The following is a 20,476-nucleotide window of genomic DNA, read 5'->3' as shown; positions in this document are numbered from 1 at the left end:
GAAGCGGTAGAATGAAGCGGTAGAAAACTAAGTAGTAAAAACGAAGTAAAAAGAAAGCACGGAATTAGCATAAAAAACGCACGAGGCATATTTATGAAAATCACAGGTACAATTGAGTTCCCTGACCCTGAGTCAAGAGAATCCGCAGCCAGAATTCTGAAAGCCCTCGCCCCGGACAACCTGAGGAGTATGGAAAGTGAAATCAGCGATGAGAGGGTTGCTGTGCGGTTTCATTCCGAAAAAATTGGTTCTCTTCTTGCAACCGTTGATGATTTTCTTATGAATGTTAAAATAGGAGAAGGAGTCGAACAGACTCTGGAAAAAGAGAAATAAGAAGAATAGTGTTTTCAGATTAATCGGTTGATATTATTCAGAATATCCGGAACTGGAATCTTTTGTTTTTCTCTTCTACTCCTGGCAGGGCTGAAGCCGTCTCTTCTGCAACGCAAAAAAGTAACAGGTAAGTTTATACTGTCATCCGGTGAAACTGAATTCAAAACTGTTTTCCCCGTCAAAAGAATACTTCCCCTAACCCGGGAGCCTCATTTAAATTCACAGATAAATATAAGCGCCTCCGACAGCTTGTCTGGCGGCTCTGCAAAAAATGTAAAAAATGCAGAAGATTATCAGTTTCCACTGTCACTTTTACCTGTTAGTTCCTTGAAAATGTTACCAGCAGTTGTTATTTGCTGGCTATTATCCCTTCTTATTTCTCTTTTTTACTTTGAAAAGCCGCTCTCCTTCGTCGAGCGGGGCAAAAATGACATGATAAAGTGAATAACGTTTTACGGGTCATAAATATTTATCAGTAGTCCTCTTGAGCGCAGCGAAAAGGACCGCGTACTGTTGCGATTACATCGCAACTCCCAGAAAATCTTCGATTTCCTGAGATCCCGAGGCGCAATTCGGGCGGGACAGGAACACACAGTATGGCGAATAAGGTTGTACGGATCAGAATTCGGGACTTTGAGCCAGATATTGTTTTTTTCGAAAATATCAACCATATAAAGGTAGACAACCAGAAAAATAAGAAAATCAATAAAGAAAATCAATAAAGAAAATCAATAAAGTAAATTAAGAAAATAAACGGGAAACCTTGATTCTGTTCCCCGGTAGTTGCTAAACTGTTTTCTCAATTTGCAGGCCCTTCGCGCCAGAGCCTTATAAGTTCCCCGAGCCTGGAGCTTGTTAGTTCTACTCCTGTGTTCGGTATTGAAAGATTGTTTTTATAGATATGTATCGCTTCCTGGAGCTCTCCTGTACTTATGTTAATTCCTCCCAGGGAGGTCGAATCGTCCCAGGGGTTCCAGTCGCGTACTGTCCAGTTCCAGGTGTGGGTGACCGTTTCTGTTCCTGTTACGGCGTGGACGGTGACAGTATAATTCCCAGGGGAGAGATTACTGTTGGAATATGAACTGCTTTTAACACCGGATTCAGAACTCTTTACCACCCTGTTAATGTACCAGTTTACAGTACTGTTATGATTTGTGCTGATACTGAACTCCTGCTCATCTCCTTCATAGGTCGTGATATTTCCTGCGGGGTTTGCGGAGAGAATTGAGAGCGGAGTCACTGTTACGTAATTGCTCTTTGTCTCGGAGTCAAAACCGAGCCTGTTGCTGACATTCAGCGAGACAGTATAATTTCCATAGGAGATATAGGTATAGACCGGGTTCCGGGCTGTTGAGTCCACAATTCCGTCCCCGTTAAAGTCCCATTCCCAGGAAAAGGCACCCTGCGAGAGGTCAGTAAACTGGGCTGTGAGGGGGGAAACCCAGCTGGTGAGATTAGAAGAGAATTCAGCATCAGGGGGCGCGTCAACAGTTGTGAAAGCTTTTATACAGAAGTTTGCGTCTGAATATTTGGGATCTGATGTTATGTCTTGCCAGCTGGAGCCATCCAGACTTATATAGCTTTCTCCTGAATTAGCCTGTGCCTTGTTGCTGTAACTATAAGACAGAGGCATTTCAACTGCAAGAGGGTACGAGTCGGAAGAAGGATTGCTGAACTTTATTACCACCGAAAATTTCTCCCCCGCATTCAGGTCTACTGACGAATTCAGCAGGTGGGTATGGTATCCAGAAAATGAGCATATGCCATTTTCTTTTACAACAAAATTCCTTTCCTGATTAAGGGGACCATTTGTCAGATTTTTATACACGTATATTTCATAAGCCGTATCAAGATCTGTAGTATAGAACCCTATAGCCTCCAGTTTTTCGTTCCCTTGCGAAGAAAATACATTTCCGCCCCAAGCAGTTGAATATCCGGAGTACCCCATCTGTTTTGTCCACCCAAGTGGATCATACTGGTAATTATAGTCAAAGTTGTCCTGCTCTGCAGCTGTAAACACGGCATTTTCTTTATATCCGAGCCTGGTGTCATAGTAGGAAATATAGAAGTATCCCCCTTCTCCCCAAGACTCACCCCAGCTATTTTTTATTATAAAAGCACCGTCTCCAGCAGGGACCTGTTTGAACAGATTCCTGTCAAAAGAATCGTTCCAGCCTACGATAGTTATTGCATGATTGATAGCATCTAAGCCTGTGTATAGATAGGTGTGGTTATTTTCCTGGTAATCGAATGAGTTCCAGCACATTGTGGAGTACATGGCTCCGTAATTCATAAGTGCCTCTTTGATTCCCTCATTGTCCAGAGGTCCCGTTTTCCCGGGAATAAAAATCATTTCCTGGACATGTTTTTGCACGGAAAGTCCTGTCGGAGAGTAGGTCGAAGTCTCACTAAAAGGGTCTGCGGATTCGTTTACGGGCCCTGACCAGCGGGCAAGATATGCCATAGACATGAACGCATTGCCGCCGTCATTGACATCTAAGTCAAAACCGTCGGAATAGTCTCTTGTAACGAGGTTTTTCATGTTATTTTCGGAAAAGTCCCGACTTTTTCCTTCTGCCCCCAAAATGTAAGATTCAAGGGATGCAAGGCTCGAAAAAGCCCAGCAGCTTCCGGTCTTCCCCTGGTCCTTTACAGAGGTGACCTGGCTTTCCGTGCGCAGGTCATAGGTTGCAGGGAGTTCCAAGCCTGATGCTCTCAGCAAAAGCCTTTCTGAAGACCTTGAGAGCCCTGAGAGGTCTACTGGAGAAGGCATATATCCAAGACCTGAAATGTGCCCGTAATCAGAAGGCGAGATAGGGTCAACCGGTTCCTGCTGCCCTGGCTCCAGAAATTCGGGATTTAGAGGGGCCATTTCAATCGCAGGTTCTGAAAGGGATATATTGTTCAGGGGCAGTTCGAAGGTTTTGGCACTTCCAGCGGCAAAGCTTGGGCTGGCAGATAAGCATGATAATAAGATCGTAAGTGCAAGCAGGAGGGAATTTATTTTCTTCAAGACTTCTCGGCCTCTGATATGATCGATTTTTGGTTAACTTACGGATTAACTTACTAAGAGAATACGGAATAGCCGATATGGTGAGATTTTTCCGGATTCAAATCTCTGGATTAGACACAAATCGTAAGCGGATCTTCAGCAAGTATCAATATAAATAATATTATCCAGTATATCAGTTTTAATTAATAATTTATAGGGTTAATTTATGAAATGTAGGTATAAGTTCTTTTCTAACTGAATATATTTTTTTACTAGAATAATTACATAATTTGTGTGTATAATATAATCTCAACATGAATGGACAGCTCAAAATAAGATGGTAATGGATTGGCATAAATTCTTTGATAAAAGTAGATAAGTTGGCAGGTATATAAAGATATATTGGAAGTAAATATAAAATATTTTGGAAAAAAAAGGGAGTGTTTTGTATAAGAAATTATATTAATTAAAAATTATTTTTCCCTGTGTATGGTTGGGGAGCAGAAATAAATTAATTTGTAGATACTGTTGCTGTCTTTCGTCTGATTATTTAAAATTAATGCGGATCTGTTTCTAATTATCATCCTTCTTATGGTGTTTCGGGCGTTTCCGGTGTTTCCGGTTTTTACGTTGAATTATAATTATTTTATAGTTACAATATAAATATATCACTTTATAATTAGCCCGCTGGTGGTATCTGATTAACTTGTTGACCTATTCCGGAGCCCGGAGGAGAGAATTTTTCGTTTTTCTCTCCCTGCACCGCCGGTGGGCCTGAGCCTGCCGTCAGCCAGATAAAATGTGACCAAAAAAACGACACCTCAACAAAGAGAGACGATAAGCTGAAGAAATGTCCACGGGCTGAGAGAGCACTTTCCTTTACCTCGGGGTTGGTTTTTAATTCACAGGTAATACAGGCGTTTCCGCCAGCTTATCTGGCGGTCCGGCAAAAAAAGAAGTAAAAAGAGACTTGAAAATGAATGAGTTTAATATGCATTTAATTTTGTTTTGTTCTCATTCGTACCGCTTTTTCCATTTTTTTGTATTTGCTCTTTTTATGCCACTTTTACTTTATGGCTTTTCTTTAGGGTCTTTTGCCTTATTTTTTTGTCTGAAAGCCGCTCTCCTGCGTCGAGCGGGACAAAAATGGTTCGGTAGAGCGAATGACGTTGTACGGGTCAGAAATATTTAAGTCGTCCTCTTGAGCGCAGCGAAAAGGACCTCGTGCTGTTGCACTTGCAGTGCAACTCCCAGAAAATCTCCGATTTCCTGTGATCCCGAAACGAAACTCGGGGAGCGAAACTCGGGTGGTACAACTCGGGAGGCTCAACTCTGCCGATTCCGAATTTTGGGCTGCTGATGTTTTTTTACTCAAAACCATCAGCCCGGTAACAGGGGATGACCAGCCCGTTACCTGACAGAAAAACCCGAAAGCTGGATTTTGTTAGCCCTGAATTTGGGTTGTCCCATAATAAATTAAAAAGTATCTCGACAATTGGCTGAAGGAAAACTTAGCCATTGTCTGAACTGAGCCATCGTCTGAACTGAGCCATCGTCTGAACTGAGCCATTGTCTGAAAAGTAGAGATTAACCATTTCGGTCTGAAAAGCAGAAAAAACAACTGGCTGATTTAAACAGCCGGCTGTCTTTTTTGAAAGTTCCTCGAAATTTCCAGAAATCGTTCTATTATTTTTAACCCTTCGGGAGTCAGCACGGACTCGGGGTGAAATTGCAGGCCATAGATAGGATATTCTGCGTGCTCGACTGCCATGATGGTTCCGTCTTCTGCCCGTGCAGTAACCTTTATTCCGGGAGCCGGTTCCCCAATCTCAAGTGAATGGTAGCGTCCGGCTTCAAATTGCTCTTTAAGCGTTGTAAAGAGCTCCGATTTCGTATGCAGGATCCTTGAACTTTTTCCGTGTACAGGTCCCACTTTACATCTCCTGACAGGGCCTCCGAAGGCTACGTTGATTGCCTGGTGCCCAAGGCAGACTCCCAGAAGAGGGATCTCCCTGCCCATTTCCCTGATGATCTCCAGGCAGTTTCCAATGTCTTTCGGGTCAGACGGATTTCCGGGTCCGGGTGAAATTACCAGCGCATCAGGCTTTATTTCTCTGAGTTCTTCTAAGGTTACTGTGTTGGGAAGGACCAGGGTATCTTTTTCAAAGTATGAAATGTAGTCTACCAGGTTCCATACAAAGGAATCTTTATTATTTATGAAAACGATTTTCACCTGAAAACACCTCCTGAAACTTTTTCGTTCAGATTTTTACTTCCCGGAGTTCTTTTTCTTGAATTTCCCTGCCCTGAAATCTCCCTCATTAAATGTATCTTCATATATCTCATCTCAAACTTTCATATATTTCGTCTCAGAGTTCTCCGCCGATAGCCGCAAGCATTGCTGCCATCTTTCGCTCGGTCTCCCTGAACTCATACGCAGGATCGGAATCCGCAACAATCCCTGCCCCTGCCTGCACTGAAGCCTTTTTGCCCTGTACAAGTACGGTCCTGATAACGATTGCAAAATCAGCATCCCCGTTCCAGCTGTAGTATCCTACTCCGCCACCGTAGATTCCTCTTGGAGCGGGTTCAAGTTCGGAAATAAGTTCCATTGCGCGGATTTTCGGAGCTCCCGAGAGGGTTCCTGCAGGAAATACCGCCCTGAAAGCATCGAACTGGTCACATTCGGGCCTGAGAGTTCCTGAAACCGTACTTTCTATGTGCTGGACATGGGAATACTTCAAGACTTTCATGAAGCCGGAAACCTTTACTGAACCACTTTCGGAGACCATCCGGACATCGTTTCGCCCGAGGTCAACAAGCATTACATGTTCTGCCCTTTCCTTCTCGTCGTTGAGCATGTGCAGGGCAAGAGCTTCGTCTTCAGCTTCGGACTTTCCCCGGGGACATGTGCCTGCAATAGGGTTAATGATTACAGTCCGCTTATGGACAGTAAGCAGGGTCTCAGGACTTGCCCCGACAATTGCCAGTTCCCCAAACTCGAAAATGTACATGTAAGGACTCGGATTGATCGCTCTCAGCTGCAGATAAAGCTCAAAGGGAGACTGCTCCAGTTCGAACTCGCATTTTCTGGAAAGGACTACCTGGAAAATATCTCCTGCAAAAATATGCTCTTTTGCCTGGAGTACGGAGGCTTCAAACTCCGACCGCTCAACGCTGCACACCTGTAAACGTGACTCTGATGCTGTTGACGCGCTCGAAACTGCTGCTCCTGAAACAATTACTTCTTCTTCTTCTTCTTCTTCTGTTACTGTCTTTGCTATATCTTCCGGCAGGTGGGCCCCCTTAATTACCGAGTAAAGCTTCTCTGCCTCTGAAAGCGCTTCTTCGTACACTTTTCCAGCATCCAAACCCGGGCTTACGAAAGGGGTGACAACTATGTAGACCTCTTCAGTCAGGTGGTCGAAGACAAAACTTTTTGAAACGAGCAGGTACTGAAGTTCGGGGATGTCGGACTCAAAACCTTTCTCGACCCCAAGCCAGCTGTCATAGATTGCATCGTACGCTGTATAGCCAATAGCCCCTCCCAGGAAGGTCTGCCTCTCAAAACGTCTGGAATTGAGCAGTTCTATCCCGTTTGCCGGAGGAAGAGCCAGGCGAAGGGCATCGAAAAGATCTTTCCCCTTTGGAATTGAAGCTGTAAATTTCTCCGCACCTTCATTTTTCTTCGCTTCTATTTTCTTCACTTCTATTTTCTTCACTTCTATTTTCTTCACTTCTATTTTCTTCACTTCTTTTTCATTTTCGGCGGTTTCCGGGCCGCATACTTCCTCCATCTTTGCGCAGATCGCTTCAAAGAGAGGAGAAGCTTTTGGGTTCAGGAGCTCAAGGGAAATTTTTCGGTCACTTATTTTCAATACGGCGTCGGGGTCGTTTCCAACAAAGGAGTATCTTGCCCGGCTTTCCTGTTTTTCTACTGACTCCAGCAGGTAAGAGTAGCCTGTTGTCCCTGAAACCCGCAGGGCTCCGTAAAGTTCAAGGGGAGAGCAGGCAGGGAAACAGTCAGTACCAACTTTTGCAAAGAGCTGGACAAGGCCCGGCTTTTCGAGCCCGGAGACAAGCTCCAAAAATTCGTCTTTTCCAAGGTCAAAGGAAAGCATCGGCACACCTCACTTCTTCAATAAAATTCCTGATTTTCACAGCATCTTTTTTTCCGCAGGTCTCTACCCCTGAAGCTGTGTCCACAGCATAGGGGGAAACAGCCCTGATAGCATCCTGCACGTTTTCAGGTTTGAGCCCACCGGCAAGGATCAGAGGGAGTTCTGTTTCTTCTGCAATTCTCCGGCTCAGGTCCCAGTCGTGTACACAACCTGTTCCCCCTGTTTTCCCGGCAACCCCTGAGTCCAGAAGCACGCTGTCCACAGCGCCGCATTTTTCCAGCTTGCGGACATCCTCAAGAAGTCGCTTTACAAGGTTCTGGAGTTTAGAAGCCCCCCGCCCGGCGGGCACAGAAAGGGTTTTTATGATAGGGATGTCTGCTTTTTCCCTTATGACTTCAAGTTCTAGAAGGGGCAAATTGGAGTGTATCTGCACTATGTCCGGCCTTACTTTATCGATAAGTTCCAGGGCGCAGGTGGAGTTTTCAGGCATTATGACCATTACCGAATCAAGGTATTTCGGGACTTTTGAGACAAGGGCAGCAGCGGTGTCCGAATCGAGTTTCCTTGGGCTTTCCACAGGGACTTCCGTGATAAAACCCACAGCATCGGCTCCGTAGAAAGCTGCAAGTTCTATATCTTCAGGACTGCGGAGTCCACAGATTTTTACCCTGGTTTTTAGCCCTGTTTTCATGCCTTTTCCCCGGAAACCGGGCTTAACACGGATGTGTTGGAAGAGGTAAGAAACATTTCTTCCGAGCAAGAGCCCTCTTTTTTTCCCTGCCTGGAAAGTTTGGCAGTGAAATTTCGGAACTGGTTGAACTTAACCATAACTTTTCCGCTGTCAATCGCATTTTCAGCAATGGGGATTGCCTGCCGGATTGAGCCAACTATCCCACTTACATACAGGGCTGCGGCTGCGTTCAGGACAACAAGGTCCCTCTTTGGCCCCTTCTGGCCCTTGAAAATACAGAGAAGGTCACGGGCATTTTCTTTTGGGGAGCCGCCTTTGATGTCTTCGGGCTTTGCCCGCAGCATGCCCAGAGATTCCGGGGTAAGGGTGTATGTTGAAACCTTTCCCTCCTTTAACTCAGCAACATAGGTTTCACTCACGTTTGAGATTTCATCCATCCCATCCCCGTTCACCACAAGCGCGTGTTCGGTCCCGAGCTCAGCAAGAGCATAAGCTATCGGCTCACAGAGGCTTTTATCAAAAACTCCTACAACCTGCCCTTTTGCCCCTGCCGGATTGGTCAGGGGCCCGAGGATATTGAAAACCGTCCTTACCCCAAGCTTTTTCCTGACCCCTGCAACCCGCTTCATGGCAGGGTGGAAAACCGGGGCAAACATGAACCCTATGCCTATCTCTTCTATTACCCTCCTCACCATTTCAGGGGCAAGATCCACTTTGATCCCCAGGGCTTCAAGCACGTCAGAACTTCCGGACATTGAGGTGGCGGCCCTGTTTCCGTGTTTGGCTACAGGGACTCCGGCTGCTGAAGTCACAATTGCAGCTGCTGTTGAGACATTGATGGTGTTAAGCCCGTCTCCTCCTGTCCCGACGACGTCTACAAGTCTGAAAGGAACGTCCGGCTGGATCATATTGGCGACTTTCTTCATTCCCTTTACAAAGCCTGTGATTTCTTCGGGTTTTTCTCCTTTTGCCTTGAGGGCGAGCAGAAATTCCCCAATCTCCTCATCCTCTGCCGTGCTAAGGATCTCTCCCAGTGCGGCTTCGGCTTCTTCTGAACTCAGATCACAGCCTTCTTCCAGTTTTTGAATATATACTTTTATTCCCTGCATTCTTCTCCCTCTCCTGGAATTCCCTGTTTCAATTTGCTTCAAGTATGCCGGATTTGAGTTCCCTTGCAAGGGCTTCCAGCTTTTCGTTTACATCTTTTCCTTCTTCGATGATCCTTACAAAAGCCGAGCCGACAATTACAGCGTCTGCCCCCGCTTTTATAACTTCTGCAGCTTGCTTTCCCGTTGATATTCCAAAACCCACAGCTTTCGGAATATCGGTTTTTACCCTGTCAAGCAGTTCTTTTGTGGAACCTGAAATGTCTGCTCTGGCCCCCGTGACCCCGAGCCTTGAAACCAGATAGATGAAACCCGAGCCTCTCTCCAGGATCTTCCGGATTCTTGCATCGGTTGTTGTAGGTGCGACCAGAAATATCAGGTCAAGCCCGTGTTTCTCACAGCTGTTCTTCAGGTCAGCGGCTTCTTCTACCGGGATATCGGGTATGATCAGTCCGCTTATTCCTGCTTCTGCGGCATGTTCAACAAATTTTTCCACTCCGTACCTGAACACCGGGTTGTAATAGGTCATGCACACAAGAGGGACTTTTACCTCAAGGGCTCTGACAAGCTTGAAGTAGTGTTCAATATCCATACCGGCTGCAAGTGCCCTCTGGCCTGCTGCCTGGATAGTTGGCCCGTCAGCCACAGGGTCTGAAAATGGGAACCCGAGTTCGATTATATCTGCACCCCCATTTGCCAGAGCTTTTACAACCCCGGAGGTTGCCTCTGCAGAGGGGTCGCCTGCCATCACATAGCCTATAAGGGCTCCTTCTTTTTTCTGCTTCAGTTCGCCGAATTTTTCTGAAATATTTTGCCTTTCCACCTGGCTTTCCATCTGGCTTTTCATTTTAGATCCCTCTCTTCAGGCTCAGAACAGTTTCCAGGTCCTTGTCCCCTCTTCCCGAGAGGTTTACTACCACAAACTCTCCAAGTTCCCCGGATTCGGCAGCTTTTTTAAGGTAGGCAAGGGCATGTGAGGATTCAAGGGCAGGAATGATTCCTTCAAGCCGGCTCAGTTCGTGAAAAGCTTCAAGCGCTTCGTCATCTGTGACATAGCGGGCTGTAACCCTGCCGCTCTCCGAAAGGTAAGCCAGTTCCGGGCCTACTCCCGAGTAGTCAAGCCCTGCAGAAATGGATTCGGATTCAAGGATCTGCCCGTTTTTGTCCTGAAGCACCTTTGTCCTTGCTCCGTGCAGGATTCCTTCTTCTCCGGCGCAGAGGGAAGCTGAGTGCAGAGCTGCTTTTTCCGTACACTTCAGGGCTTTTCCCCCGGCTTCTACAGCAATCAGTTTGACCTCTCTGTCTTCAATAAAGGGATAGAAACTCCCCATAGCATTGCTCCCACCGCCTGCACAGGCGATAATAGAATCAGGCAGCCTGCCTTCTTTTTCCATTGCCTGCTCCTTTATCTCACGCCCTATCACGCTCTGGAAGTCCCTTACGATCATAGGATAGGGATGAGGACCAACCACTGATCCGATCAGGTAGTGGGTGTTTCCTATGTTAGTGACCCAGTCCCGCATCGCCTCGTTGATTGCGTCTTTGAGGGTTTTTGAGCCAGTCTCTACGGCTTTTACCTCGGTCCCCATGATTTCCATTCTGTATGCGTTCATCTGCTGACGTTTGATGTCTTTTGCTCCCATGTAGACAATAGTTTCAAACCCAAGAGTCGCTCCCACCATGGCTGTCGCAGTCCCATGCTGTCCTGCGCCTGTTTCGGCGATAAGTCGGGTCTTTCCCATGAACTTTGCAAGCAAAGCCTGTCCGAGAGCGTTGTTAAGCTTGTGGGCGCCCCCATGCATCAGATCTTCCCGCTTGAGATAGACCTTTGTCCCGTATTTCTTGCTCAGGTTCCGGGCAAAGTAAAGAGGAGTTTCCCTGCCCCCAAAATCCCTGAGGTAATGGTCAAGCTCCCGGACAAATTCGGGGTCGTTTTTGTACCGCTCGTACCCCTCTTCGAGTTCTTCTAAGGCGGGCATGAGGACTTCGGGTACGTACTGCCCTCCGAATTTTCCGTACTTTCCTTTTACCTGAAATTCTGAAACTTTAGTTCCTGTCAATTTGATTACTCCCTTGTATCGTGATTTCTGAGTTCTTGATTTCTGAGTTCTTGATTTCTGAGTTCTTGATTTTTGATTTCGTAATTCCTGAGTTCTTGATTTATGAGTTCTTGATTTCTGAGTTCTTTATTTTTGATTTCGTAATTCCTGATCTCGTGATCTGTGATGTTATGAAACCGAATTATGGCCTTAGTTGTGAAATGAAAGTGGATTTTTCAACCTTATTTCCACAGGCTGAAAGTTCCGAAAAATCAAGGAAAAGCAGTCATTAACGCCAGCAAACGCTCTGGACGAATTCTTTAGTTTTCTCAAAAACAGAGTCACTTTCCATAAGTGCAGACCCTATCAGCACAGCATCTGCTCCAGCCTGCATCACGCGCCTGACATCCCCGGGGCTGTTCATCCCGCTTTCGCTTATAATGATATGGCTGGTTCCGTGTTCAAGGTCATATTCCCGGATGACGGGGGCAAGTTCTTCCGTGGTTGCCAGGTCGATTTTAAGTGTATCAAAGTTCCGGTTATTAATCCCGATGAGCTTTGTATCAGTTTCCAGCGCAAGTTCAAGCTCTTCCCTGTTGTGAACTTCAACCAGCGGCTCAAAGCCCTTTTCAAGAGCAAGATCAACAAAGGAATCCAGCTCTTTTCCCAGGATGCCTGCAATCAGGAGGATGAGGTCACTTCCCGCTTCTTTAAGCTGCCGCCTGTCAATAATGAAGTCCTTCCTCAGAACCGGTAAACAGACTGTTCTCCTGACCGCGTTCAGATTTTCAAGTGAACCCCGGAAAACCCCTGGTTCAGTAAGGACTGAAACTGCAACAGCTCCGGCTTCCTCCATCTCCCATGCAAGCTCAGCAGCCGCTGATGGGGATATATCCCTGAAACTCTTTCCAGGAGATGCGGGCTTGACTTCCGCAATTACCGGCATCCGGCCATCTGCCTTTACAGCTGCTACAGCGGCAATAAAGTCCCTTTTCAGGAACTGCGGCTTCGGTTCTTCCTTATGGACGTCGGCTCCAAGATCCTGGACCCTGGTCTTTGTTGTGTTGAGGATGTGGAGGATTGAATCGTGCATATAATATCACTGGTGTATAGTTATGTACAATAATGTCTAATACCGTACTTGTTATAAAAAGGTTTTGGATGAGGATAAACCGCGACGGATTTAATAAATTCCCACAATTATATATATTTAATTTTATTTATATTTATGTTTGTAGATAAGATTAAATAAAAAAAGTTAGTAAGAATACATATTGAGTAAATGTAATGAGTTCCTTAATGTAATCGAAGTAATTGGGGGAAGGAAATGGCTGAATTTTTGAACACTGAAAGCACCTCACACTATTTAAATAATATAATTAAACATGCCAAGCAAGAGATCATCCTAATAAGTCCATATTTAAAAATTAATCATAAGATTAAAGATTTAATTGAAGATCAAAACAGGATGAAAACAGATATTAAAATCGTTTATGGAAAAAATGATTTGCAGCCTGAAGAAAATAATTGGATTAAACAACTGGATTCTGTCCGTACCGGTTTTTGCAAGGATTTACATGCTAAATGTTACCTCAATGAAAAAGAGGCGATAATCACTTCAATGAATCTCTACGAATATTCTCAAATCAATAATTATGAAATGGGAGTTTACGTTTCAAAAGAAGGGGACCCAGAACTGTATTCTGCTGTTTACGAAGAAGCAAGGATGTTGTTTAGAATTAGTGATGAAATCAAAATAACAGTTGAGAAAATAATCTCAAGAGAAGAGGAAAAAACTGATCCAATTCCAGTATCAAACGAACAATCAAAAGTGAAAAGCTCGAAAATTGAAAGTGAAAAAGAAATAACAACTTCTGATAGTAACTCAAATGATCTGAATCTTTTCGAGAGATTGAGAATACTTCGAAGTAAAGTTGCAGAACAGGAAAAGGTACCTGCGTACTATATATTTACGGATAAAACTCTTGAAGAAATATGCTCTAAGATTCCAAAGAATTCTAACGAGTTTTTAAGTATTACAGGAGTGGGGCAAAAGAAACTTGAGAGGTATGGATCGGCTTTTCTCCGGGAAATTGCAAATTACTATAAGCAGGACCTGATAGGTGATTCTGGATCATGCATTCGTTGTGGAGAAAGAATAAGTTATAATCCAGATAAACCGTTTTGTATCGATTGCTATAATTCATGGACTAGATTTGAAAATCCAAAATATAAGGAAAAGTATTGTCATAAATGCGGCAAACCGACTGACACTTCTAAAGAGAAACCTGTGTGCTATCAGTGCTTTAAAAATGGTTTGTAACAAATGGATTTTAGTTTTACCAGATAGATTCACTAAAATGGTGATTCAACTACAAGGGGTGAATTCATATCTTCAGCAAATCCCCATGCACCCTTAACCACTCTTTCCTTTCTTCATAGTCCGGCAGGATTTTCTGCACCTCATTCCAGAAAGCCTTTGAGTGGTCTTTATATTTAGTGTGGCAGAGTTCGTGGACGACCACATAGTCGATAATTGACATTTTAGCCATAACAACCCGCCAGTTGAACCTGAGCTGGTTTGTCTTTGAGCAATTTCCCCACTTGTTTTTCAAGGCCTGGATCTTTATCAGGGAAGGCTTTTCTTCAAAATACAGCAGATATTTCCTGGCCCTCTGGTTGAGCACTTTTTCCGCTTTTTCGTGATAGAAACCGATGAATAAAGGCTGTATGATGCGGGGATAGTCAAACTCAGGAATACTTACGGGCACATAAGCTATGAATTTGCTGTGGGTAAAGGTCAGGGTTGGAACTATTTCTTCATTTACCTGGACTACTTTTAACCTGTAGTGCTTGCCTTTGTACGGAAATTTTTCTCCGCTTACGAATTCTTTCCGGGTTTCGTTTCTTATTACCTCGTTCATTTTGTCGAGGTTGGTTATGATCCAGCTGGCTTTCCGTCGAAGGTTTTCAGCAACCTCTTCTTTGCTCATGCTGCCCGGGGCTTTTACTGTAAACCCGGATTCCAGATCAATTACAAGCTCAATGGTCTTCTGCCGGGAAGAATAGGTTATACGGTAATCAACGAGTGTGTTTCCGATTTTTATTTGTTCCATCGTTATTCCCGTTGTCTGTTTATATCGGTCTGTTATTGGTCCCTGCTGTCTGTGCCATTTACAACAAGTTTCTGATTTACAACAAGTTTCCGATTTACAACAAGTTTATAAATTACAGCAAGTTTCGGGCAAGGTTGAGAATATTATCTTTCAATTTCAGTCGTTTTAATGGCAAAATTAATTTTATATAATTCTTTTTGACCGTATTAAGCTTTATAATTCTCTTTGCTCTCTTTTATCTGTAATCATTTTTTTATATTTACAGCAGGTTCCTGGCAAGGTTGAGAATATTATGGCTTTCCCTTTCAGCCGTTTCTATGTCAAAATCAATTTTATATAATTCCCTTTTGATCGTTTTAAGCATTATCTTTTGCTGTTCGGGTTTTTGCCTCCAGTCAATTACTGCAAGCCCGTTTAAGGCTGAAAAAAGGGGGAGAGAAACGCCTGCAAGCTTTTTCTCGTCCTCTTCTGTAAGGTACATGGAAGGGTGCACGGAAGGGTGCATGGAAGCTTTTTCGGCTCCTGCCTGAAGCTGGATATAAGCAGCCCTGACCATCTGGAAGATTGCAAACTCTTCCCTGCTCATGCCGTGTTTTCTTGCAACAACATCAACATCAAGCTCGGCTTTGATTCTGTCAAGGTCGGCCAGGAAATCTGTGGTGGAAATAAGCTCCTGTTCGTGCTCTGCAATCAGTTTTTCGAGCTTTTCGCGGAGGGAAGTGTAGTAAATAGGGTTTGTGTTAAGAAGGTTGCTGATTGTGGTCCTGACCTTGTGCTGGATAAGGCTTGCTTTTGCTTTTTGGGAGGTCTTTTTGTTGACGATATCATTGAACTCGGAGGAGTAAATGGAAACAGGTTCATGGAAGACTTTGATGCCGTTTGATTCGAGGTATTCGTGGATCAGCGCTTTAGCTTTGGGGACAGCTTCAAGCACACTCGGGGCTTTTATGCTGTAGTTTGTCCGCATTGCGTTGTAGACCCTGCCGTAGAGGTAGACGTCCTGCCTGAAGCGGTTTGCTTCGGGATTGGGGATGATGTTGTTTACAAGAGCGACAAATTCCTTGAAAGCCCTTTCAAACCTGATCCGCGTATCTTCTGCGCTCAGGACATCAAGCACACACCTGTCCACGTATTCAGCGGAATCATAGGTTGTGGGCACGGCTTTGAAGAACCTCTTTACCTTGTTTGCCGCCTGCTCGGCTTTCGGGACATCGTCCATAAGGTGTTCGAGGTAGCCTGCAATATCCCCTTCGTTGAAGATGTCAAGAGCTTCTTTGAGCCGCTTTGAAATCCCGCAGTAGTCGATAATCAGGCCATAGGTTTTGTTTTCGGTATAGGGGCGGTTCACCCTTGCAACTGCCTGCATCAGGTTGTGTTCCCGGAGCGGCTTATCAAGGTACATGACCTGCTCGATCGGCGCATCAAAGCCGGTCAGGAGCATGTCGCAGACGATCAGGAAAGCCAGGTTGTTATTTTCATCAAACGGGCTTCTGAACTTTTTAATTATCTGCCTCTGCCGGGCTTTTGTCCTGTAGTACTTCCGGATTTCGGCGTGAGGGTCATCTTTCGGGCTTGAGGAGATGATGATTTCCGATTCAGGAGCCCCGAGTTCGTCCAGAATCCGTTTGTAGGTAACGGCTGCATCCCTTGAAGGGGTCACGATCTGCGCCTTGAAGCCTTCGGGCCTGACAGCGGTTGTGTAGTGTTCGAGGATATCTTTGCAGATGACCCTTATCCGGTCCTCGTCTTCGGCAATCGTCCTGTATTTTCCGGCTTTTTCTTTGATCGTTTCCTGCTCAAGGTCGGTGTAATCAGCAAATTCCGAATCAAAAGCAACATCAAGCTCGCTTCCCAGTATATGGACTTTCGGAAGCCTTGCCTGATATTTGATCTGGACGGTTGCCCCGTCGGCTATGGACTGTTTCGGCAGGTATCTGTCAATATAATCTCCAAATTCCCTGCGCGTGGATTTGTCGTTTTTATCAATCGGAGTGCCGGTAAAGCCGATGAACAGGGCTTTCGGGATTGCCGTCCGCATATTCAGAGCCCAGCCCAGGCTGGTATTTACCTTCTCATCCTCTTTGTTTTCCTTCGCAGCCGTTTTCCCGTATCCCGCTTTCCCGTACTGGCTCCTGTGGGCTTCGTCAGCAAAAACAATGATGTTTTCCGAGCTGGACAGTTCGGGGTAAGTTTCGCCGTTTTTCGAGGTAAATTTCTGGATCGTGGTAAAAAGAGTCTTTCCAGTGGGGGTTTTCAGTTCGTCTTTTAGCTGCTCTACGCTTTCCACAGGTACGGGATTTGGGAAGCTGCAATTCTTAAACGTGCCTGAAATCTGGGAATCAAGGTCATTCCTGTCCGTTACAATCAAGATGCAGGGATTTTCAAGCGAGGTCCCCGGCACTTTTTCAATCCTGCGGATTTTCAGAGCCGTATAGGTCATGGTAAGCGACTTTCCGCTCCCCTGCGTATGCCAGATTACCCCGCCTTTGCCCTCTGCCATCCGTTCAAGAATTTTGTTGCTTGCAATGTACTGGTTGTACCGGCAGAGTTTTTTATTCATACCGTTGTTTTCGGTTTCAAAAACAATGTAACTCCTGAGAATGTCCAGAAAATTCTCCTTTGAAAAAAGCGAGTACAGCAGAATATCCTGAGCAGGCAGCAGGCGGCTCTCCATTCTTTCCTGTTCCGCCAGACCTTCCTGCTTATCCTGTCTATCCTGCTTATCCTGCCCCTCCTGCTCTTCCGGTACTTTCTGCCCCTCCGACTCCTTCTTTCCAAGCCTCTCAGCCAGGTCCCTCTCGTTTAAAGGATACGGCTTTTTCCACTCAAGGAAGTATTTTGCAGGCGAAAAAGTGGAAGCATAAGTCGCCCTGTACCGCGCAAGAGCAACAAGGATCTGGTTCGGGTAAAAGAACTGCTCGTTCTTCTCCCTGTACCCGAAAAGCTGGGAAATTGCCTCGTCAATCGGCTCCTGCAAATTCGGGCTTTTGCACTCAAGCACAGCCAGCGGAATCCCATTTACAAAAACCACAAGGTCAGGAATGATCGTAAAATCATTATTCTTAACATAAAACTGGTTGACAACCGTAAACTCGTTATTCTCAGGCTCATCAAAATCAATAAACTTAACAGTCTGCGATTTCTTCCCAAACCCCAGGTCCTGCTTGAAGCTCGTATAGTTAACCAGCTTGTAATACAACAGCTCATTAGCCTCAACTAAAGACGCCGCCTGTACAACAGTAATCTCCCTGACCGCCTTATTCAGCCCGACCTCATCAAGCCAGGGGTTTATCTCCTGAATTTTCCGTTTCAGGATATCCAGTAAAAAGAACTGTTGCGGCTCTTTTTTCAGCTTTTTCCCGTCAAGGTAGTCGTACCCCAGCTTATCAAATAAATCAAGAGCCGGTTTTTCCACAAGCGTGTATTCATCAATCTGGAGCTGGGATTCGTCTGCCATTATACGCACACTCTTACTTTTCCTGTAAGAAGATCCTGCATAAGTCCTTTTTTAAGTTCTTGAATTTTGTGTAAATAGCTCTGATTGTCCTGTATCTGGGAATCAACTTTTGAGAGGATGGAGGCGATTTTTTGTTGTTCGGCGAGAGGAGGAAGAGATATCAACATTTTTGCAAATTTAGTGATATATATATGTTTTATAGTTGAGCCACCGGAATCAAATAATATTCTTTTTTGAACATCGGGAGACTGTAATAGCTGAGAAAAGAAATCTAAATGAACGAATTCTTTTTTTAAGCGCATGCATGCAACCGATTGGTTGATACAAATGTCACTTCTATCCACAATTCCAACTTTTCCAAGAGTTCCATCTTTTGTTAATAATACATCGTCAACAATAGGTTTGGATTTTGGTGTCAATTTATCATATGCTTCATATGATGTATGCCTTGCGTTATCATACTGGATCTTCCCTTTGTCAACGTTCGTAGCTGTAATTATGAAAGGTCCTTCAGTAGTTGTAGGCATTGGATTTGTAAATCCGTATGACACATAATCAGTTACGTCTGCTATTTCTTTGATTTCCCATTGTTCTGGTACTGAACCGATATTTGTTTTCTTGAACTTCGTATGCCCTATGCCTTTTGTAAGCAGTTTCTGCATCAGACCTTTTTTTAAGATTTCAGTTTTCTCAATGATCTGCTCTGTCTGTTCGATTTGTTCATCGACTTTTGAGAGGATGGAGGCGATTTTTTGTTGTTGAGGAAGTGGTTGTAAAGGAATTTTCCTTTTTAATAGATATTTTGAATGAACTGCAGCCTGTCCAACATGCCTAATTGCTACGGTCTTAAAAAATCCCGTTCTCCAGAGAATTAAAGTATTAAGAAGAATTATTTCAGGCAACACTAAATTTTGTTTGAATCTTATTCTTGTAAAATGGTTACTGAATGTACAATCAAATGGAGCTTCACAAAATATTGCAGATTTTCCAACTAAATCAATACTATTTGTGTTGTTAAATAAAAAGTCGCCTTTCTTTAAAGAAAATGTTTCTATATTTTTAGGAATCGGCACTTTTAAATATTTGTCAAAAATGATGGTTCCTTCAGTTGTAACATTATTCATTCGAATTTGTACAATTCCATTCTCATCTCTTTTTCCCGAAGCAAAGCCGTTTTTGACAGTATCTACTAATTGTCCGATTTCAACAGCATCCCAATCTTCCGGCATCATTCCCAATTCTGTGATCTTATACCCTTCAGGAACTGAAACATTTTTAGTCATTTACAAAACCCTTTTCCACTTCAAATCTGAATTCGCCAGTCAGTGCTTGGCGAATTTAAAAATTCACTAAGTTAACTGTTGCATTTCTTTAATTCGTCACGCAGTGCGTGATGAATTTAAAAAATTACAAAGTTGGCTATTATTCCCTTTTAATTTATCAATCGCAGTTAACTGTTGAAATTGTAAATTTTTTGATACTCTTCTTTTACAGGGCGTCTGAAATTTGCGTTTTTATTTGCTCGAAGTCATTTTGTTCCAGCCGCGCTGAGGCGCGGGACAAGAACGGTCGGAGGAAGCTACTCAGTTGCCCCGGAATAATTATTCCTCTTGAATTTGTCAAGCAGTGCCTGGTGAATTTATAATTTTAAAGTGTCCGTGCGCTCTCCTCTCAATTGGCCACGCAGTGAATGACCAATTTAATATTTCCCAAAGTGAGCCCAGAATTTAAGAGATTTCTCATTTCTTTTCATTCTTCGTATCCGAGGTCCTTCAAATAAGCCTGCATTTCCCTGTAGGACTCGTCCCTCTGCCTGATAAGCTCTTTTAATTCTTCGTTGACCGCAGCCACGTCAATTTCAAGTTCAGCTTCTGAGGTGTCCACATAGAGGGAAACGTTCAGGTTGTAATCGTTTTCGACAATGCTCTCTTTCCCGACAACGGCACAGAACTTTTCAATATCTGCAAAGCCGTCAAAAGCCGAGACGATCTTCTCAACATTGCTGTCCCGCAGGAAGTTCTGGGCTTTTCCTTCTTCATATTCGGAAGAGGCGTCGATGAAGAGGATTTTACCTTTTCTTTCCGGGCGTTTGTTTTTGTTGAAAATTAAAATCGTGCCAGGGCTGCCTGTGTTATAGAAAAGGTTCTGGGGGAGGGAAAGGACAGCTTCGATCTGGTCATCGTCAACATAGCCCTGGCGGGAGGCTTTCTCCTGCCCGCCGCGGAAGAGGACGCCGTTGTCAAGCACAATTCCAAGCACACCCGACGAGTTCAGGGTTGCAGTCATGTGCTGAATCCACATCCAATCGGCAGAAGAGGCGGACGGGAGCGCGTATTTCACGCGGGAATAGGGGTCGCCTTTGGCAAGCCAGTCTCTTGACCACTCTTTCTGGTTCCACATCGGGTTGGCTAAAACACGGTCGAAAACCATCAGTTCGCCGTTGTCCAGCAGCTTGGGGTCGGCCATCGTATCGCCTTTCTCGATCCGCGCGTCAAGGATGTCGTGCAGGAGCATATTCATCTTGCAGATGGCCCAGGTGTTGAGGTTTTTTTCCTGCCCGAAAAGGGAGATTTTGTCCTGGTTTTTGCCGTGTTCCTGCAAATAGTGGATGCATTCGATAA

Annotated in this window: 15 protein-coding genes; 3 read left to right on the top strand and 12 right to left on the bottom strand. The window is 44.5% G+C overall.

Features of this window, described 5'->3' with window-relative positions; genetic code table 11:
- Nucleotides 1-93: 93 nt before the first annotated feature.
- Both PHF18_RS15075 and PHF18_RS15070 read left to right on the top strand, forming a co-directional pair.
- Nucleotides 94-333 (top strand): KEOPS complex subunit Pcc1, encoded by a 240-nt coding sequence (locus tag PHF18_RS15075; RefSeq protein WP_300104290.1) that lies wholly within the window; start codon nt 94-96, stop codon nt 331-333.
- 27 nt (nt 334-360) lie between these two features.
- Nucleotides 361-777: a hypothetical protein gene (locus tag PHF18_RS15070; protein ID WP_300104288.1), complete on the top strand. Its 417-nt coding sequence runs from the start codon at nt 361-363 to the stop codon at nt 775-777.
- A 355-nt stretch (nt 778-1,132) separates the two neighbouring features.
- Here the strand turns inward: PHF18_RS15070 and PHF18_RS15065 are convergent, their stop codons facing one another.
- The 8 genes from PHF18_RS15065 to PHF18_RS15030 all read right to left on the bottom strand — a co-directional run bounded on the left by PHF18_RS15065 (nt 1,133) and on the right by PHF18_RS15030 (nt 12,375).
- Nucleotides 1,133-3,346: a lectin like domain-containing protein gene (locus tag PHF18_RS15065; protein WP_300104287.1), complete on the bottom strand. Its 2,214-nt coding sequence runs from the start codon at nt 3,344-3,346 to the stop codon at nt 1,133-1,135.
- Nucleotides 3,347-4,955: 1,609 nt separating this feature from the next.
- Nucleotides 4,956-5,558 (bottom strand): aminodeoxychorismate/anthranilate synthase component II, encoded by a 603-nt coding sequence (locus tag PHF18_RS15060; protein ID WP_300104285.1) that lies wholly within the window; start codon nt 5,556-5,558, stop codon nt 4,956-4,958.
- 136 nt (nt 5,559-5,694) lie between these two features.
- Nucleotides 5,695-7,446 carry an anthranilate synthase component I gene (gene trpE, locus PHF18_RS15055; protein ID WP_300104284.1) on the bottom strand — a complete coding sequence of 584 codons (1,752 nt, stop codon included), beginning with the start codon at nt 7,444-7,446 and terminating at the stop codon, nt 5,695-5,697.
- Nucleotides 7,433-8,137, bottom strand: a complete 705-nt coding sequence (locus PHF18_RS15050; RefSeq protein WP_300104283.1) for a phosphoribosylanthranilate isomerase — start codon at nt 8,135-8,137, stop codon at nt 7,433-7,435. The genes trpE and PHF18_RS15050 overlap by 14 nt, the downstream gene beginning before the upstream one ends.
- A complete protein-coding gene (trpD, locus tag PHF18_RS15045; protein WP_300104282.1) occupies nt 8,134-9,246 on the bottom strand; it encodes an anthranilate phosphoribosyltransferase in 1,113 nt (370 codons plus the stop codon). Before trpD ends, PHF18_RS15050 begins: the two co-directional genes overlap by 4 nt.
- Before the next feature lie 28 nt (nt 9,247-9,274).
- Nucleotides 9,275-10,090: a tryptophan synthase subunit alpha gene (gene trpA, locus PHF18_RS15040; RefSeq protein WP_300104280.1), complete on the bottom strand. Its 816-nt coding sequence runs from the start codon at nt 10,088-10,090 to the stop codon at nt 9,275-9,277.
- Nucleotide 10,091: 1 nt separating this feature from the next.
- Nucleotides 10,092-11,303, bottom strand: a complete 1,212-nt coding sequence (gene trpB / locus PHF18_RS15035; RefSeq protein ID WP_300104279.1) for a tryptophan synthase subunit beta — start codon at nt 11,301-11,303, stop codon at nt 10,092-10,094.
- Nucleotides 11,304-11,571: 268 nt separating this feature from the next.
- On the bottom strand, nt 11,572-12,375 hold the full coding sequence (locus tag PHF18_RS15030; RefSeq protein ID WP_300104277.1) for an indole-3-glycerol-phosphate synthase: 804 nt from the start codon (nt 12,373-12,375) through the stop codon (nt 11,572-11,574).
- A gap of 234 nt (nt 12,376-12,609) precedes the next feature.
- Between PHF18_RS15030 and PHF18_RS15025 the strand changes: the two genes are divergently transcribed.
- Nucleotides 12,610-13,605: an HRDC domain-containing protein gene (locus PHF18_RS15025; RefSeq protein ID WP_300104276.1), complete on the top strand. Its 996-nt coding sequence runs from the start codon at nt 12,610-12,612 to the stop codon at nt 13,603-13,605.
- 64 nt (nt 13,606-13,669) lie between these two features.
- Here PHF18_RS15025 and PHF18_RS15020 read toward each other — a convergent pair whose 3' ends face one another.
- The 4 genes from PHF18_RS15020 to PHF18_RS15005 form a co-directional block, all read right to left on the bottom strand.
- Entirely contained in the window at nt 13,670-14,398 is a 729-nt protein-coding gene (locus tag PHF18_RS15020) for a M48 family metallopeptidase (protein ID WP_300104274.1), read from the bottom strand.
- A 259-nt stretch (nt 14,399-14,657) separates the two neighbouring features.
- On the bottom strand, nt 14,658-17,855 hold the full coding sequence (locus PHF18_RS15015; RefSeq protein WP_300104273.1) for a type I restriction endonuclease subunit R: 3,198 nt from the start codon (nt 17,853-17,855) through the stop codon (nt 14,658-14,660).
- Nucleotides 17,855-19,138 (bottom strand): restriction endonuclease subunit S, encoded by a 1,284-nt coding sequence (locus PHF18_RS15010; RefSeq protein ID WP_300104271.1) that lies wholly within the window; start codon nt 19,136-19,138, stop codon nt 17,855-17,857. The genes PHF18_RS15015 and PHF18_RS15010 overlap by 1 nt, the downstream gene beginning before the upstream one ends.
- 466 nt (nt 19,139-19,604) lie before the next feature.
- On the bottom strand, nt 19,605-20,476 hold an 872-nt coding region (locus PHF18_RS15005), incomplete at its 5' end, for an N-6 DNA methylase (RefSeq protein ID WP_300104270.1).

The organism is Methanosarcina sp. (assembly GCF_028693135.1).
GTDB lineage: Archaea > Halobacteriota > Methanosarcinia > Methanosarcinales > Methanosarcinaceae > Methanosarcina.
Note: the sequence above shows the minus strand (reverse complement) of the source record. Positions and strands in the feature narration are given on the sequence as shown.

Bases quoted from the DNA above. Each gene is read 5' to 3' on its own strand.
- PHF18_RS15075 (WP_300104290.1), top strand. From the start codon at position 94: ATGAAAATCACAGGTACAATTGAGTTCCCTGACCCTGAGTCAAGAGAA.
- trpE (WP_300104284.1), bottom strand. From the start codon at position 7,446: ATGCTTTCCTTTGACCTTGGAAAAGACGAATTTTTGGAGCTTGTCTCC.
- PHF18_RS15050 (WP_300104283.1), bottom strand. From the start codon at position 8,137: ATGAAAACAGGGCTAAAAACCAGGGTAAAAATCTGTGGACTCCGCAGT.
- trpD (WP_300104282.1), bottom strand. From the start codon at position 9,246: ATGCAGGGAATAAAAGTATATATTCAAAAACTGGAAGAAGGCTGTGAT.
- trpA (WP_300104280.1), bottom strand. From the start codon at position 10,090: ATGAAAAGCCAGATGGAAAGCCAGGTGGAAAGGCAAAATATTTCAGAA.
- PHF18_RS15030 (WP_300104277.1), bottom strand. From the start codon at position 12,375: ATGCACGATTCAATCCTCCACATCCTCAACACAACAAAGACCAGGGTC.
- PHF18_RS15025 (WP_300104276.1), top strand. From the start codon at position 12,610: ATGGCTGAATTTTTGAACACTGAAAGCACCTCACACTATTTAAATAAT.
- PHF18_RS15020 (WP_300104274.1), bottom strand. From the start codon at position 14,398: ATGGAACAAATAAAAATCGGAAACACACTCGTTGATTACCGTATAACC.
- PHF18_RS15015 (WP_300104273.1), bottom strand. From the start codon at position 17,855: ATGGCAGACGAATCCCAGCTCCAGATTGATGAATACACGCTTGTGGAA.
- PHF18_RS15010 (WP_300104271.1), bottom strand. From the start codon at position 19,138: ATGACTAAAAATGTTTCAGTTCCTGAAGGGTATAAGATCACAGAATTG.